General features: G+C 29.8%; 15 protein-coding genes, 1 tRNA gene and 2 other RNA genes. 5 read left to right on the forward strand and 13 right to left on the reverse strand.

Going from position 1 to position 16,496, the window contains the following annotated elements:
- Positions 1–13 precede the first annotated feature (13 nt).
- Complete coding sequence (locus tag B5S50_RS06160) at positions 14–1,318, reverse strand: VanW family protein (RefSeq protein ID WP_065078689.1); 1,305 nt, start codon at positions 1,316–1,318, stop codon at positions 14–16.
- Between the two features lie 270 nt (positions 1,319–1,588).
- Here B5S50_RS06160 and B5S50_RS06165 point away from each other — a divergent pair, with 270 nt between their 5' ends.
- A complete protein-coding gene (locus B5S50_RS06165) occupies positions 1,589–2,314 on the forward strand; it encodes a phosphatase (RefSeq protein WP_065078688.1) in 726 nt (241 codons plus the stop codon).
- 55 nt (positions 2,315–2,369) lie between these two features.
- On the opposite strand, the gene B5S50_RS06170 is transcribed toward B5S50_RS06165, so the two are convergent.
- The 5 genes from B5S50_RS06170 to B5S50_RS06190 form a co-directional block, all read right to left on the reverse strand.
- A complete protein-coding gene (locus tag B5S50_RS06170; RefSeq protein WP_065078694.1) occupies positions 2,370–3,389 on the reverse strand; it encodes a glycosyltransferase family A protein in 1,020 nt (339 codons plus the stop codon).
- Positions 3,355–4,566, reverse strand: a complete 1,212-nt coding sequence (gene glf, locus B5S50_RS06175; RefSeq protein ID WP_065078687.1) for a UDP-galactopyranose mutase — start codon at positions 4,564–4,566, stop codon at positions 3,355–3,357. Before glf ends, B5S50_RS06170 begins: the two co-directional genes overlap by 35 nt.
- 254 nt (positions 4,567–4,820) lie before the next feature.
- A non-coding RNA gene (gene ssrS, locus B5S50_RS06180) (6S RNA) lies at positions 4,821–5,011 on the reverse strand.
- 281 nt (positions 5,012–5,292) lie between these two features.
- Complete coding sequence (locus B5S50_RS06185; protein ID WP_065078686.1) at positions 5,293–5,553, reverse strand: spore coat protein; 261 nt, start codon at positions 5,551–5,553, stop codon at positions 5,293–5,295.
- 20 nt (positions 5,554–5,573) lie between these two features.
- Entirely contained in the window at positions 5,574–5,780 is a 207-nt protein-coding gene (locus B5S50_RS06190; RefSeq protein ID WP_013239984.1) for a hypothetical protein, read from the reverse strand.
- 231 nt (positions 5,781–6,011) lie between these two features.
- Between B5S50_RS06190 and B5S50_RS06195 the strand changes: the two genes are divergently transcribed.
- Positions 6,012–7,577: an FAD-dependent oxidoreductase gene (locus B5S50_RS06195; RefSeq protein WP_217303362.1), complete on the forward strand. Its 1,566-nt coding sequence runs from the start codon at positions 6,012–6,014 to the stop codon at positions 7,575–7,577.
- A 64-nt stretch (positions 7,578–7,641) separates the two neighbouring features.
- Positions 7,642–8,679 (forward strand): alpha/beta hydrolase, encoded by a 1,038-nt coding sequence (locus B5S50_RS06200; RefSeq protein ID WP_065078684.1) that lies wholly within the window; start codon positions 7,642–7,644, stop codon positions 8,677–8,679.
- Positions 8,680–8,854: 175 nt separating this feature from the next.
- Here the strand turns inward: B5S50_RS06200 and B5S50_RS06205 are convergent.
- The 4 genes from B5S50_RS06205 to polA form a co-directional block, all read right to left on the reverse strand.
- Positions 8,855–8,939 (reverse strand) — tRNA-Leu (locus B5S50_RS06205).
- A gap of 54 nt (positions 8,940–8,993) precedes the next feature.
- Positions 8,994–9,581 carry a lytic transglycosylase domain-containing protein gene (locus tag B5S50_RS06210; protein ID WP_065078683.1) on the reverse strand — a complete coding sequence of 196 codons (588 nt, stop codon included), beginning with the start codon at positions 9,579–9,581 and terminating at the stop codon, positions 8,994–8,996.
- A 19-nt stretch (positions 9,582–9,600) separates the two neighbouring features.
- A complete protein-coding gene (gene coaE / locus B5S50_RS06215) occupies positions 9,601–10,224 on the reverse strand; it encodes a dephospho-CoA kinase (RefSeq protein WP_254306720.1) in 624 nt (207 codons plus the stop codon).
- A 24-nt stretch (positions 10,225–10,248) separates the two neighbouring features.
- A complete protein-coding gene (polA, locus tag B5S50_RS06220; protein ID WP_065078681.1) occupies positions 10,249–12,879 on the reverse strand; it encodes a DNA polymerase I in 2,631 nt (876 codons plus the stop codon).
- A gap of 335 nt (positions 12,880–13,214) precedes the next feature.
- Between polA and B5S50_RS06225 the strand changes: the two genes are divergently transcribed.
- Positions 13,215–13,865 carry a hypothetical protein gene (locus tag B5S50_RS06225; protein WP_065078680.1) on the forward strand — a complete coding sequence of 217 codons (651 nt, stop codon included), beginning with the start codon at positions 13,215–13,217 and terminating at the stop codon, positions 13,863–13,865.
- Between the two features lie 111 nt (positions 13,866–13,976).
- On the opposite strand, the gene B5S50_RS06230 is transcribed toward B5S50_RS06225, so the two are convergent.
- Positions 13,977–14,513 carry an MEDS domain-containing protein gene (locus B5S50_RS06230; RefSeq protein ID WP_065078679.1) on the reverse strand — a complete coding sequence of 179 codons (537 nt, stop codon included), beginning with the start codon at positions 14,511–14,513 and terminating at the stop codon, positions 13,977–13,979.
- Positions 14,514–14,776: 263 nt separating this feature from the next.
- Entirely contained in the window at positions 14,777–15,415 is a 639-nt protein-coding gene (locus B5S50_RS06235; RefSeq protein WP_217303363.1) for a hemolysin III family protein, read from the reverse strand.
- Between the two features lie 193 nt (positions 15,416–15,608).
- On the opposite strand from B5S50_RS06235, the gene B5S50_RS06240 reads away from it, so the two are divergent.
- Positions 15,609–16,277 (forward strand): DUF6483 family protein, encoded by a 669-nt coding sequence (locus B5S50_RS06240; RefSeq protein WP_065078677.1) that lies wholly within the window; start codon positions 15,609–15,611, stop codon positions 16,275–16,277.
- On the opposite strand, the gene ssrS (B5S50_RS06245) is transcribed toward B5S50_RS06240, so the two are convergent.
- Positions 16,275–16,451, reverse strand: a non-coding RNA gene (gene ssrS, locus B5S50_RS06245) — 6S RNA. The genes B5S50_RS06240 and ssrS (B5S50_RS06245) overlap by 3 nt on opposite strands.
- Between the last annotated feature and the right edge of the window lie 45 nt (positions 16,452–16,496).

The following is a 16,496-nucleotide window of genomic DNA, read 5'->3' on the forward strand; positions in this document are numbered from 1 at the left end:
CTCTATAGAGCTCCTAGTTTGGGAGTCTATATTTATCAGTATTTATCTCTTGCTTAGAAATTTGTTTTCCATCCTTATAAGTAACTTTGTAAGCTTTTACCGTTAGTACTGTTTTATTATCTTCCTTTGTTGTTTTAACACTATTTACAAGATTATAGGTTTTTTCAGTTAGCTTAGAATTAGAATAGATATTAAATGTTAAGCTTCCATCCTTTTCTAAACATTCTATATATATTGGATAATTCAATGTATTTTTAAATTTATAATCTATATTTCCGTAGTCTACTGTTGCATCCATTCCAAGTCCAACATAGCTAACAGGTAAATTATGATGGTCCCTCTCTATAGGTACTATACCTGCCCTTATTATAGCATTATGAAGAGTACTTGATACCTGACATACGCCACCCCCAAAACCAGATTCTAACTTATCGCCTACAATAACTCCAGCGGCTTCATATCCTCTTTTTTCTGTTCTTTCTCCTACTATATTATTAAAACTAAATATTTGATTAGGCATTATTGTAATTCCATCTAAACTCTTTACTGCCACACTAATATTATTAGCTCTACTATCTGTAGATGATGAAAAATCAGTTGTAAAACTAGATATTTTTGTATCTATCTTTTTTAAATCTGATTTTTTCATTACAGGCTGAATTTTTTTCATTTTAACATTAACCATTACATCTTTAGTATCTTTGCTATTAATTTCAGTTTCCATATCTTCAATAAGCTTGTCCTTATCAATCTCTTGCCCCTGCTTTTCAGAAGTAATTTGAAATTTATCATTTTTATCTCTAGTTACTTTGGCGTTTATTGGTTTTCTATCAAAATCATTCTCAATTTTTGATATAACTTCTTCAACTTCGTTTTTATTATAGCTGTACTTTAAACTAAACTGTTTTTCTTTTGCACTTCTTATGATTTTATATTTATCGTAAATATCACCCTTTTTGCCATATTTAAAAGCATCTTTTACAGTATCCTCTATGTTATAATTCATATTCAGCTTTGAATAGTTTATTGTATACACTTTATTTCCAGCTTTAATCAATATATTTTTTTTCAATGCTTCATTTACATATTTGTGCTTTAAAGTATCTACAGCCTCTTTTTCAGTTTCCCCACTTAAATTTATGCCCTCTACTTTAACTCCAGGATATATACGCTCATTATATCTATTAACTACAAAATGCACTAAGAATAGATGTAAAACATAAATTGATAAGATCAGTATGCATAGTGACCTTATCATTTTCTTTTTATTAATTTTAAGTTTTATTGTTTTTTTCTTATTTTCTGTAATTTTTACCATTTACTATTGTAAATCCTCCTATAAACTAAAACTCTATTAAAATGGATTAATTTTATAAATAAATACACGAAACTTCACCTAAATTAGATAATTATGTTATTTTATACTATATATAATACACCTATTTTGAAACCTTTGCTATGAATTTTATCATATATTCATGCCTTTCCAATACTTTGAATTCTTATTGGATTTTAAATGACAAAAATGCAAATTCTAATATATAATTAATATAACAACATTTGTTGATTTTGAAAGGAGTTAATATAAATGAAATACGTTCTTGACGTACATACCCACACTATAGTTAGTGGCCATGCTTATTCTACTTTATTAGAAAATGCTAAATATGCTAGTAAAATAGGCCTAGAGCTTTTAGGTTCAACAGAACATGGGCCTTCTATGCCTGGTGCTCCTCATAAATGGTATTTTGAAAATCTTAAGGTACTTCCAAGAAAACTTTTTGGTGTAACTATGCTTTATGGATGTGAAGCAAATATCATAGATTATGAAGGAAATCTTGATTTATCAACAGATCTTCAGGAAAAATTAGATATAATTATAGCAAGTATCCACGAACCTATAATGGAGGCAAATAAAAATCCAGACTTAAATACCTCCACTCTATTAAAAGTTATGGATAACCCTAATGTACATATTTTAGGCCATCCCGGTAATCCAAAGTTTCCAATTCATGCAGAAGAAGTAGTTAAAAAGGCCAAAGAAAAAAATATACTTATTGAAATAAACAATAGTTCCTTTGTAAGTTCACGAAAAGGCAGCGAAAAGAATTGTACGAAAATAGCAAGTTTATGTAAAGAATACGGAGTAAAAATAATATTAAATAGTGATTCCCATTTTGCCTACCGCATCGGCGGCTTCGAGGCTGCAATAGAAATGTTAAAACAAATAGATATGCCAGAGGAACTAATCATAAACAGGAGTAAAAAAGATTTTCTCAGTTTCTTAAAAAGTAAAGGAAAAAACATTCAATAAACTATTAAAAATGATAGTCTGAGAAATTCAACTTTCCAGACTATCACCTTTCTATCTAATTAAATTTATATTTTTTATTGGTTAAGCGGTATCCATATTCAACTACTTTTTTCCCAAAACTACCATGAGCATTAGATATTATACCAAATAAACAATGTCTCATATCTGAATAGAGATTTTTATTTACACTCTTTAAATAGGACCACAAATCAGTTTTCTTTTTAAAGTTTTCCTCACTTCCCGAAACTATAAGGAGCACTGAAGAAATTGTCATCATCATAGAAAGATAGTTTCTCATGTACTTGTCCAAACGTTTATTAGGTATTTTATCAAATTTACAGTAAAAGTCTATCATACGTTTATTCACATAAAGCTGTTGGTCTATCCTTTTTATCATGATTTTTTCATTTACAGATTGATCTTCCCTGCCAATAAAATATCTATATAAGTTGATATCCATGTAGTAAATTGTCTTCACATATGGAAGAGGCTCATAAACGAACAAGTTATCCACATAAAAAGTATGCTTTGGAAGCTCAAGTCCACATTCACACAAAAGAGATTTTCGATATATAACAGAATGCATGAGAATATACTGGGATATCTTAAATTTACCTACATCATCCCATCCAAATATATGATTCTCAGGCAACACATTTTTATAGTTAACTACATGACTGGTATTATCTTTAGAATGCTCATAGACATAATTACATATCATCATATCTAGTGTTTTTCCCTCTTTATAGAGTCTTTTCAGCACATCTATAACTTTCAACATTCCGGATACATCAAGCCAATCATCAGAATCTACAACTTTAAAGTATATACCCGAGGCATTTTTAATACCCGTATTTACAGCCTGACCATGGCCTCCATTCTCTTGATGTACTGCCTTTATAATATTAGGATATCTTGCTGCATAATCATCTGCAATTTCTGCAGTATTATCAGAAGAACCATCATCAACAATTATTATCTCTACATCCTCGCCACCTGGAAGGAGAGTTTCTATACAATGTCCCATATAATCTGCTGAATTATAGCACGGAACTGTAAATGTTATTATCTTCATCAATATTATTTCCTTTCCTGCTACAAATAATTTCATCTGCCAAAATTAGTGCCCTCTCAATTATTGCATCCATGTTATAGTATTTATATTCTGCAAGCCTACCCAACAAATAAAAATCATGTAAGCTATTAGTAAGTTGTTTGTATTTTTCGTAAAGCTTAAAATTGTCCGAACTAATTATAGGATAGTAAGGTGTTTCACCTTCAGAACCTGTATATGACTTTGGATATTCCTTCATTATAGTCGTCTTATTATAAACATTCTGACCTGTTAAATGCTTGAATTCCGTAATTCGTGTAAAAGGCTGATCTACCGTATAATTTATAGTTCCCTTTGACTGATACCATGTTACATCATGTGTTTCAAACAAAAAATCTACAGTTCTGTAGGGAAGACGCCCAAACTGGCAGTCAAAAAATTGATCTAAAGCACCAGTATATATCACTGTACCTTTAAATGGTCTATCCTCAAAAAATATATCACCTTCTATAATTTTCAAAAGTGCATTTGCATCAGTATCGAGACGCAAACTTATATTAGGATGGTCTAATAACTTATCAAAAAGAGAAGTATATCCATTAGCTGGAATTCCCTGATATGTATCTTGAAAATAACGATTATCACGTGAAATTAGTATTGGGACCCTAGCTATAACAGACGAATCTATTTCTTCTGGAGTAACGCCCCACTGTTTTTGAGTGTAATTGAGGAACACATTATTATAAACAAAATCAGCAAGTTCCTGAAATTCACTATCCTTATTATTTCGCAGTTCTGCAATGGTTAATCGCTGACCCATACCATAATCAGAAACAAGCTTTTGTTCTAACCTGTCTGCTTTTTTCAAATCGAAGGCCATATAAAGAGAATTTAAGTTAAATGGGACAGGCATCAATTTTCCATATATATTTGCCAAAACTTCATGAGAATAATCCCTCCACTTTGTAAATCGAGAGATATAGTCAAATACACGCTTGTTATAAGTATGAAATATATGAGGTCCATATTTATGTACTAGTATACCATCCTCATTTAAAAAATCATAAGTAGTACCTGCAATATGGCTGCGTTTTTCCATAATCAATACCTTTTTACCTGCCCGCTCTGCTAGTTCCCTAGATATCACCGCCCCTGCAAGTCCACAGCCTATTACTAGGCAATCATATGTTTTATTCATTTGTTCATATTTCCTCCATTCATTATGTATTGTGTCTTATGTAAAAAAATTATATACTTCATCTTGAAATAATCATTATTATATCAAATTAACCTTACTTATTTTTCACTTTTATAAGTACCTTATAAATTAATAGTACACATACCTCTTATTCATAGCAAGACTCTAATACAATATTTGTTTGTTTTTAAAAAAATGTTTACTTTTAATTGCAACAAAAAGAGAGATATAAATACCTCTCTTCACTTATCTAATGTTTATCCGAAATACCGCCGCTTTTTTCTTGAAACCTATCACACTGATAGGTGGGTGCCCTCACAGATGTTTCTATCTCTTAAATGCCTTAAAGGTCTCACAGAAGGTACATATACACATCAAAATATTGAACTCCCTTATAAATACTGTAGGATCAAGATAAGAAGCTAATCGAATATTTCAGAAATTATTTTCTTTTAATGTGACGAACGGAAGTTAAATCTCTAGTAATTACTCACACGCCCCTCAAACTTCACTTATTAGAAACTACCCTAAACTACTGTAAATCAATACCTTTAGTAAACTTAAAACAAGTTTGCTATCATTCTATATATGTATATTATCACATTAAATTAAACATTTCAATTTAATTTTAACATTACTTTAGATTCATTAAAATATACCTCCTGCAAAACACTTAGCAAATAAAAAACAATCTCAATTTCAAAATTGAGATTGTTTTTTATTTTACTATCTTAATGAACTCATCATTTGATTAGATTCATTTTTTAATTGTTGTACATCCGATTCTGGGGCATCTTTTGTAGGATACCATCCCTTTTGTCTCATAGTATCAAAAATCTTGTATTGAATATCCTGGGCACTTTTAAAATTGTTTACTAAAGTATTTCTTAAATTAGTACAAGAAGTTTCTGTTATTCCTGTACTATATGCTGAAATAACCTGTTTTTCACTAGCTAAAAGGTCGTGCATAAGTTCTTGTTCATTCATAATCTAATTCCCCTTTCTTTTTATTGATGTGAATCTAAATAGGATTTTAAAGATGTAAAGTTTTGTTTATGAACTTGTGCAGCTTCATTACACAAATTTTTTATTTGTGTATCACTGCATCTTCCTGAACAATCATTAAATTTCTTGTTCATCAGTGCTTCGTATTCAATTTGATCCTTCAATACCTTTAAATTTCCAGTATCCAATTGTTTGTTGCCAGTTGTCATAATTTCTACCTCCCTAATTTTTTTTACAAGTATATTATTACCTTATAAATCAAATTTATGTATATAAGATTCAAGATCATTTAACATAAGCTCTTAGGCATTTTCAAAGAAATAACAAGTCAAATATGCTAGCATATTTGACTTGTTATTTTCTTTCAAATGCCTTATTGAATATTTTTTTATTAAAAGGAAAAATTAATCTTATCTAAATATGTAAAGGAGCAAAAGTTTATGAATAAATGTTGTACTAATCCTAATGCTATAGAAGGAATTTTAGAGTCTTACTGGATAGACTCCACATCCAAAACAAATTATCCTTCTTTAAAAGAAGACGTACAAGTTGATATTGCAATCATAGGCGGCGGTATAGCTGGAATTACTTGTGCTTTTCTACTCAAAAAAGAAGGTTTTAAAGTTGCTCTATTAGAAGCAGACAACATAGCAAATGGTACCTCCGGTCATACAACTGCTAAAATAACTTCCCAACATCATTTAATATATGATAAATTAATAAATGAATTTGGTATGGAAAAGGCAAGACAATATGCAGAAGCAAATGAAAATTCTATTAGATTTATAGAAAATTTAGTAAAAGAATACAACATAGATTGTGACTATAAACATGTACCTGCTTATATGTATACCCAGGACAAAAATTATGTAAAAAGTCTAGAAAAGGAAGTAAAAGCTGCTCAAAGTCTTGGATTAAAAGCAGAATACTTGGACAATATACCTCTTCCATTAACCATAGAAGGTGCTGTCTGTTTTAGAGACCAGGCTGAATTTCATCCTAAAAAGTATCTTTTATCCCTTGCTGATAAAATACCTGGAGATGGCAGCTATATATTCGAAAACACTACTATAATAGATGTAGAAAGTGAAAGTCCCTGTATACTTTTATCCCATAATGGTAAAAAAGTAACCTCATCAAAACTCATTATAGCTTCACATTTTCCGTGTTATGATAACTTAGGTTTATATTTTACTAGACTTAAACCAGATAGATCTTATGTATTAGCATTAAAAATTAAAGAAAAATTTCCAGAGGGTACATTTATAAATGCAGAAAGTCCTGGCCGCTCCCTTCGTTCTCAGACAGATAATGGGAAAGAAATTGTACTTATTGGGGGAGAAGGTCATAAAACAGCCCATGGTGAAAATACTATAAATCATTATAATAATTTAAAATGTTTTTCTGAAAATATATTTAGTGTTGAAAAGATTTTGTACCAATGGTCTACACAGGATTATATAACATTAGATGGAGTACCTTATATAGGCAAATTGACTTCATCATCAGAAAATATCTATGTAGCCACAGGTTTTGGAAAATGGGGAATGACGGGCAGCACCGCTGCTGCTGTCCTATTAAAGGATTTAATTATGAATCATGACAATCCTTGGGAGGAAGTTTATAACCCTTCTCGTTCTATAACACTTAATTCTACTAAAAACTTTTTTGTAGAAAACTTTGACGTAGCCAAACAACTACTACAAGGAAAGCTTAGTCATGCCTCAAGTAAACTCAAAATTAAAAAAGGTGAAGGAACAGTTTTTACTTTTAATGGAAATAAGTATGGAGCTTATAAAGATGAAGATGGCATTACCCATATAGTAGATATTACCTGTACCCATATAGGATGTGAATTAGTGTGGAACGATGCTGAGAAGACCTGGGATTGTCCTTGTCATGGTTCTAGATTCAGCTACGAAGGTGATGTAGTAGAAGGTCCTACCCACCGTAGATTAAATCATTTTAGAGAAAAGCCAAATAAACCTGATCCAAACATTGTTTAATATATTCTGTTTCAGCAGAAATGCATATTACTGAATTCCACAATGGGCGGAGGATGTAAAGAAAATGAAAAAATTTATTAAAATAATATCAGTTATTCTATTTATAATTATAGCAGCGGGTTTTTTTATTATTGAAAATTTAACTAAAACAAGTAGTGGTAAACTTGATACTTATGTTGCAGTAAAATTACACTTAAACAAAATTTTAACCCCTAACTCAATAAATGATAAATCAATAAAAGAAATCAGAGAATACTTAAATACTCAATCAACTAAATGGTCTAATAAGCCCATACCATTTTCTAATATAAAAAACACTACTATAAAGGTAAACTCTGAAAAAATACCAATACGTATATATACCCCTAAAGATAGCAGCAAACTCCCTATTATTATTTACTCTCACGGTGGTTTCTGGATTGGAGGAAGTATTGATAATTACGATAGTATTTGCAGAAAACTTTCGCAGAATACGAATGCAATAGTAATATCTGTAGGATACCGCCTTGCTCCAGAAAATCCTTTTCCTGCTGCAGTTAATGATATATATAATGTACTCCAATGGACTCATAAAAATGCATCAAGTATAAATGGAGATGGAAGATACATAGCACTTACAGGGGACAGTGCAGGCGGAAATCTTTCTGCTGCAGTTTCTCTCATGTCAAGAGATAAAAATGGTCCTCCTGTAGCTTGTGATGTACTAATATATCCATCTACAAATATATTTCAATTAAATAGTAACTCCTGGTCCTATTTTGCCAATGATCTTAACATCTCAAAAAAGGATATGGAAAAGTATATCTCACTATATGTTCCCCAAAAAGAGGATAGAAAAAATCCTTATGCATCTCCTCTTTTAGCTAGAGACTTCAAAAAGTTACCTGACACACTTATAATAACAGCAGAAATTGATCCCCTCCGAGATGAAGGTGAAGCTTATGGTAAAAAGTTAAAGGAGGCAGGAATAAATACACAAGTTACCCGGTACAATGGTGTACCCCACGGATTTATTTCAATGAGTAAAATAACAAATAAATCAGAGAAAGCCTTAAATGAGATTTCTCTCTACCTTCAAAAAGAGTTTCACAAATATAAATAATATAAACAGAGTTCTAAGCATCAGATGGAGTTTTGGCTCCACCTGATGCTTAGAACTCGTTATCCAGGGACGTAGCTGCTCTTTACACCTACTTGGAGAAGTAGGTGTATTAGAGCAGGTAGTCATCGGACAAATAAAAAAAGGCAAGTTTTAAACTTGCCTAACATTTCTTAAATGGTGCGAAGAACGGGAGTTGAACCCGTACGATGTTACTCACACGCCCCTCAAACGTGCGCGTCTGCCTATTCCGCCACCCTCGCATTACAATAGATATTATACTAACTTTTTATGAAACTGTCAACTAAAATTTAAGATTACAAAAAACTTACAATTATTACAGAAGTATTTATCTGCAAATTTTTATATAAGTACTTATATACCCTGTAATTTACTTTTACACGTTTAATATATTTATCCGTTTCTTTAAAAGGTATGTATTGTATATTCTTTCCATCTTTAGAATGATCAGAATCTTTTAACCACTTTTTTACATTGCCCCTACCTCCATTATAAGCTGCCAAAATTAAATCCATATTGTTATCAAAATCTGATTTCAAATTATTCAAATACCAGCATCCCATTCTTATATTAAACTCAGGATCATTTAACATGTTATCTTGGAAATTTGATACTCCCATCTTATCTGCAGCCCATTCTGCAGTATCTGGAGTTATCTGCATAAGTCCTATGGCATTTTTGTTAGATCTTACGTTTTCTTTAAAGTTACTTTCTGTCTTAATCACAGCCATTACAAAGTAGGGATCTAAATCATATTGTTTTGCATATTTTGCTATATAAGTTGAATACTTTAATGGATAACAATATCTTGCAATACTTTTTACACATAATACAGCTACCATTATTAGTATTATAACTATTGCTACTTTTTTTAGAAACCTCAATTTTTTTGTGTCTTAAAAATTATATTTTAGGACACTTCACCCCCCCATATTTTCTGCTTATTCTTATAAATATCTCCTTTAATTGTGTTTTAGTTTCATCTAAGGTATTAGAATTATCTAATACAAAGTCCGCATACTTTTTCTTTTCTTCCAAAGGCATCTGAGAGTTTATTCTGCTAAGCACTTGATCTTCCGTTAATTTATCTCTACTTTTTACTCTGCTTATCTGTACTCCTTTATTTACCCAAACTAATAGCATTTCATCCAAATAACTACAAAATCCATTTTCTATGAGGGTAGCTCCATCTATAACACAAATTTTTTCACATTTTTGTTCTAATTCTTCTACTTTTTTTAATATTTCATTTTTAATGAAAGGCATTATAATACTTTCATATTTAGTTCTTTCTCCTTCATTAGAAAATATATAATTTCCAAATTCTTTTCTTTTAAGTTTACCTGAAAGATCAATAAATATTTCTCCAAAAATATTTTTAATTTTTTCAATTATTACAGGATATTTTTCAATTACTTCCCTAGCTATAATATCTGCATCCACTACACTTATGCCGTGCTCTCTTAGTATATCAGAAACAGTGCTTTTTCCGCTTCCTATACCTCCAGTAAGCCCTATTTTAATCACAGTTTTCTTCCCCTTTATACTAATTTACTTAGCCTCGTACCAATTACTTCCCACACTTATATCCACTTCAAGAGGAACTTTCAGTTGTAAAACTTTTTCCATTTCTTCTTTTACTACAGATTTTACATTATCAATTTCCTCTTTATATACATTTAGAATCAGTTCATCATGTACTTGAAGTATTAGTTTGCTTTTTAATTTACTCTCCTCTAATCTTCTATACACATTTACCATAGCTATTTTTATTATGTCCGCTGCACTGCCTTGAATAGGTGTGTTCATTGCAAGTCTTTCTCCAAATGACCTCACTATTTTATTTGAAGATTTTATCTCAGGTATAAACCTCCTTCTATTCATAAGTGTAGTAACATAAGAATTTACTTTAGCCTCTTTTACTATATCGTCCATATATAACTTTACCTTCGGATATCTTTCAAAATAGGTGTCTATATAAAGCTTTGCTTCTTTTCTAGATATTTTTAAATTTTTAGCCAAACTAAAGTCACCTATTCCATAGACTATACCAAAGTTTACTGCCTTAGCATTGCTTCTCTGCGCAGATGTAACTTCATCTATAGGTACCTTAAACACTTCTGAAGCAGTCTTTGTGTGAATATCACTGTGATTTATAAATGCACTTATCAAATTTTCATCATCAGCAATATGAGCAAGTACTCGCAATTCTATCTGTGAATAGTCTGCTGAAAGTATAACACAGTCTTCATTTTGTGGAACAAATATTTTTCTTATCTCTTTACCCATTTCATATTTTATAGGTATATTTTGAAGATTAGGTTCTGTACTTGAAAGTCTTCCCGTAGTTGTTACCGTTTGATTAAAACTGGAATGAATTTTGTCATCTTCCTGTATTACTGCTTTAAGTCCTTCAATATATGTTGAATACAATTTAGTAAGCTGTCTATAGTAAATTATCTTTTCAACTATAGGATGTTTATCTTTTAATTTTTCAAGTACTTCTGCATTAGTGGAATATCCCGTCTTAGTCTTTTTTATTACAGGTAGATCCAACTTTTCAAATAAAATTTTCCCAAGCTGTTTTGGAGAATTTATATTGAATTCTTCTTCAGAAAGAGAATATATTTCTTTCTGTACTTTATCTATTTCAACTTTAAATTTACCTTCCTGTTCCACAAGCTTATCTTTATTAACTTTAAAGCCTTCACATTCCATAGATGCAAGCACGTATATAAGAGGCTGTTCCACTTTATACAAAAGCTCTTCCATATGAGCTTCTTCTATTTTCTTTGTAAGCTCGGAATAAACTTTACTAAAAAGCACAGTTTCCTTAGCAAAAAGTTTTTCGTCATCTTTTGAAATTTCAACTCCCGTATACTGCCTTATAATATCCTTAAGTTCATAGTCAGGTCTCGATGAATCTATAAGATAAGCTGCTATTTTTATATCAAATTCTAATTTTAAAAATCTTATACCCATTTTATATAATATGCTGCAAGGAACTTTTACATCATATCCTACCTTGGATATATCTTCATTTTCAAATAGAAGCTTAAAAAGTTCTACTGCTTTATTTTTATCTTCATTATATATTTCATTTATATGTATCTGAAAATTTTTTTCATTTAAACTTATAAATACCTTATCTATATAATTTCTAGAATAACTTTCCTCGTCTTCCACCTTAAAGTTTATATATACTAAATCATTATTTTTTAAAGAATTTACAAAATCACTAAACTTGTTTAAAGTATCTATTTCCGTAAATTCAACATCAAATTCTTGTGCTTTATCCTCCTGGATTTCGTTAAGCCCATGAATTTTGCTTATCAAAGATTTAAATTCAAGTTTTTCAAACATCTTCTTTAATCCCTGTGCATCATACTCTTCCTTTGACTCAATAGACTCAAGATCCATTTCCACAGGTACATTAGTCATAATAGTTGCAAGTTTTTTACTAAAAATAGCCTGCTCCATATTATCTTTTAAGTTTTCCTTTAGCTTTTTTCCACTTATATCCTCTATATTTTCATATACATTTTCTATACTCTTATATTGTTTTATTAATTTAAAAGCAGTTTTTTCCCCTACACCAGGAACCCCCGGTATGTTGTCTGATGTATCGCCCATAAGGCCTTTAACATCTATAAACTGTGTAGGAGTTACCCCATACTCTTCTATCATTCTATCGCTATCATATACCTCTTTTTGAGTGATACCTTTTTTAGTGATAACTATCTTTACTTTATCTGTAGCAAGCTGAAGGGCATCCCTATCTCCTGTAACTATATAGACCTGTATACCATTTTTTTCAGCAAAGACAGATAGTGTTCCCATAAGATCATCTGCCTCAAATCCATCTATTTCAAAAATACTTACGGACATCATTTTTAATATTTCCTTAATTACTGGAAATTGCTCTAATAATTCAGGAGGCATCTTTTTTCTTCCGGCTTTATATTCACTGTATTTATTATGTCTAAAAGTAGGTGCACTTCTATCAAAAGTACATACTACATAATCTGGTTTAATTTCCTCCTTCATTTTAAGAAGCATATTTAAAAAACCATAAACTGCATTTGTATGGGTTCCTTCTAGATTAGTTAAATCTGGGAGTGCATAAAATGCCCTATGCATCAAACTATGTCCATCTAATATCAGCAACTTTTCATCATTCATTGAATTACCTCCAAAATTTCATTTATGAAGAAACTGTACACTCTATATATAGTATCATTTTTATTGTAAATTAGAAATAAAGTATTGTAAAAATTTTTATCTTATTCTAAAATTAATATAAACACATTAAAATTATAATTATATCATGTACAAATTAATAATTCTATAATTAATTTTTACTTTCACTGCAATTAATAATTTCAACTAATTAAAAATCTTTAATATAGCAATTCAGGTCCAAAATATTTTCTATTTAATTTCTATACTAAATATATGTATATATATAAATATCCTATGTATTACTAATTGCAGTCTATTTTCAAGGAGGCTTTTATATGTTACTAAGCTATAAATTTACAAACAACATTCCTCTATTTAAATGTGATATTTGCGGAAACTGCAGTAATTTTGTAGAATCCATATCCTACACAAATATAAAAAACAGAGGTTGCTGCTGGTACTTTCCAAAATACAATCTAGTAGATATTAAAAATATAATAAACAATGGAAACATAAATTTTATATACTATTTATCTTCTATTCCAAATTGTGTAGAAAGTTATGATATCAGGGTAAAAGGAACTTTTTTCAAAAATCAATATGACAATTACACTGAAAACAATATAAAATACAGTGATTTTGACAGTAGTCTCTTTTTTAGATTATGTCCTTTTTTAAAAAAAGATGGATGCAAATTAAGTTTTTCTTTACGCCCACATCCCTGTAATTTATATTTATGTAGAGAAGCGATTCAATTGGCAGGTAAAGAATACACCATGTATTCTCGAGAACGAAAGGATTATTATGCTTATTGTAACTATTTTAATGAGTGCTTAAAAGAAGACTTAAAATCTAATAATACAACCCTATCAGATAATTTAGAGGAATCTTTGGATATATTAAATTCTTCCACATTACCTCCTTTTCAGCCTAGAAAATTGCAAAATATTTACATAGATTATTCTACATGTCATCATAGTGCCTAAACTTTAAATTTTTAAGAATACTTTTTGCTAATTTAGGTTAAACTTATACTGCCTTGATGATATGATAACTCCCATTAATTCTATATAAAATAATCCTAGTTTAAACTAGGATTATTTTATACTCATTAATTTTCTATCATACAATCTATAATTATGAATTTTATAGGATTCTTTGATAACCTTTTCATTTATAAACCTTTTATTCTTTAAGTAATCTTCAAAATTATAAATACACATACAAGAAGCGCTCATTTCTAAAATTATATTTAATATATTTCTATTAAAATTTAAGAAATTATTCTGAGAGGTACTATAGATGGCATAATCAACCTGTATAATAAATCTTACGCCCACATATCCCTCTTTATTAATTTCATCTATACACTTTAAAACTTCTTTTCTTATGTTGTCTACTCCCAACTTTGGATATTCATTAATCACTTGTGTCATATCAACGTATTCCACACAATTATTTTTTGTGTCAAAATACTTTAATAATTTCTTATACAATTTTAAATCCGTGTATACGCAGGTTTTCTCTTTCTTTTCAATACCCTCTTTTATATATTGATACATATTTATAATTAAATGTTCTAAGCCAAAATAATAAAATGAAGAATTAAGTCCAAAAATACTACGATTAATCATACCTTTTTATCCTTTACAATAAGTTTATTGCTTATGTATTCTACATAATATATAAATACTCCTCTTAATATTCATAAGTATATTACAAAATATTTCGTCACGTATTTGTATTTTTATACTTTAATTTTTATAAAGTATTTCATTTTTCACATTGTTCCACCCTGTTCTACTTATTGTATCAGAAAATTTTTCTCCAGGACTTCCCTCTTTCTCATAATAAGATAAACAAGTTTCTTGGCATCGGATAGAACTTTTTCTGTCATTTATAGATATAAAAGCACACAGAAGAAGTGACAAGCACTTCCACCTATGACAAAAAGGTGCCATATGGCATGATTATAAGGTATTTTATCTAACATGTATAAAAAAGCCCCCACCGTATATATGATTCCACCTGCCACCAAAAGAGCTATTCCAGCTGGAGGAAGAAGCAACAAAAGTCTTTTCATAGCAAAAATTATTATCCATCCCATGGCAATATATATCAGTGTAGACACAACCTCATGTTTGCCTATCCAAAATATTTTCATTACTATCCCACAAATAGCCATAATCCATACTATAGCAAATATCATCCATCCTATAGAACTTCTTAAAATAGTAAGTGTAAAAGGAGTATAAGTTCCAGCTATTAATAGATAAATAGATGCATGATCAAATATTCTAAAAACCTTTTTTGCCTTTAAGTTAGTTATGCTGTGGTATAAAGTGGATTCTAGGTATAGAATAAGCATAGAAATGCCATAGATAGTATAGCTTACTATATACCACTTATCTCCCATTCTAGCGGAAAATACAATCAATAATACAAGAGCTGCAATTGACAGAAGTGTGCCTATTCCATGTGTTACAGCATTAGCTATTTCCTCTCCTCTTGTATAAAATTTAAGTTGATTATCCATATTAAACCACTCCTTAATAAATTTTGTATGTTTGTCATGTAGTTATTAAAACTACTTTGTGATATGTATATATGATAACATGATATATACATAAGTTCAATATCTATTTCTATTTTTATAGTAAATAGATTGATTTTTTAGTATAATAAGTATTGTTATATTATTATTTGCAAAATTTATGGAGGCATACAAAATGTTAAAAAGAACTATTACTGCTGAATTAATTAAGAAATTTAATGAAATGCTATATAAAATACTAGATGATATGGATAATGAAAATTATGAAGGAGCCTTAGATTTAATAGATACCGCCTTTAAAGATATTTTTAGATTGAGCATAAAATTTTTTAATTCCTTATCTCTAGAAAATATAATGGAAATGGTAAAAATTAATGGGAGCATAGTTACAGATAAGTGTATAATCATGGCTAAATTGTTGGAAGAAGAAGGAAATGCCTTGGAGTTCCAGTGCAAATTGGATGATGCTTTTTATATACATCAAAAATCATTAAATTTGTTTTTGGAAGCTTATTTAAATGAAAGCACCAACTGTGATTTAAAAAATTATTTTTCAGATATAGATCCTTTAATAAATAAACTTTGTGAATATAAGCTTTCTTTTACTCTTTTAAGCAAAATAGCGGATTACTATGCAGAGACCAAAAAATATGATAAATCAGATGATATAATCTATGAAATGCTTGAAGAAAATAACCATGATGCAAAATGTGTAAAATTTTCAATAGAATTTTACGAAAAATTACTTTTAAAAACTGATAATGATCTAAACTCTGGGAACCTACCAAGAGAAGAAATAGAAGATTCCTTGTCTTCTTTAAGAAACATGTTACAAAACAAATAAAATCCCACCATGCCGTATTATGAGTTATTTTGAACCCGCCCCAGAGCAGGTGGGAATCTCCTTCTTGCTTCCTGTCTCCATTATAAATGGATATCATTCCACAAGAAGAGTCCGGTTCCCGTTTATAAAATGTTCGGTCAAGACTAACTCATTCCACGCACACAGCAGGAATATTTCTAACTTTATTATACTACACTTTTTAATATTTATGTTTACTCT

The sequence above is a fragment of the Clostridium sp. 001 genome, assembly GCF_019056555.1.
GTDB lineage: Bacteria > Bacillota > Clostridia > Clostridiales > Clostridiaceae > Clostridium_B > Clostridium_B ragsdalei.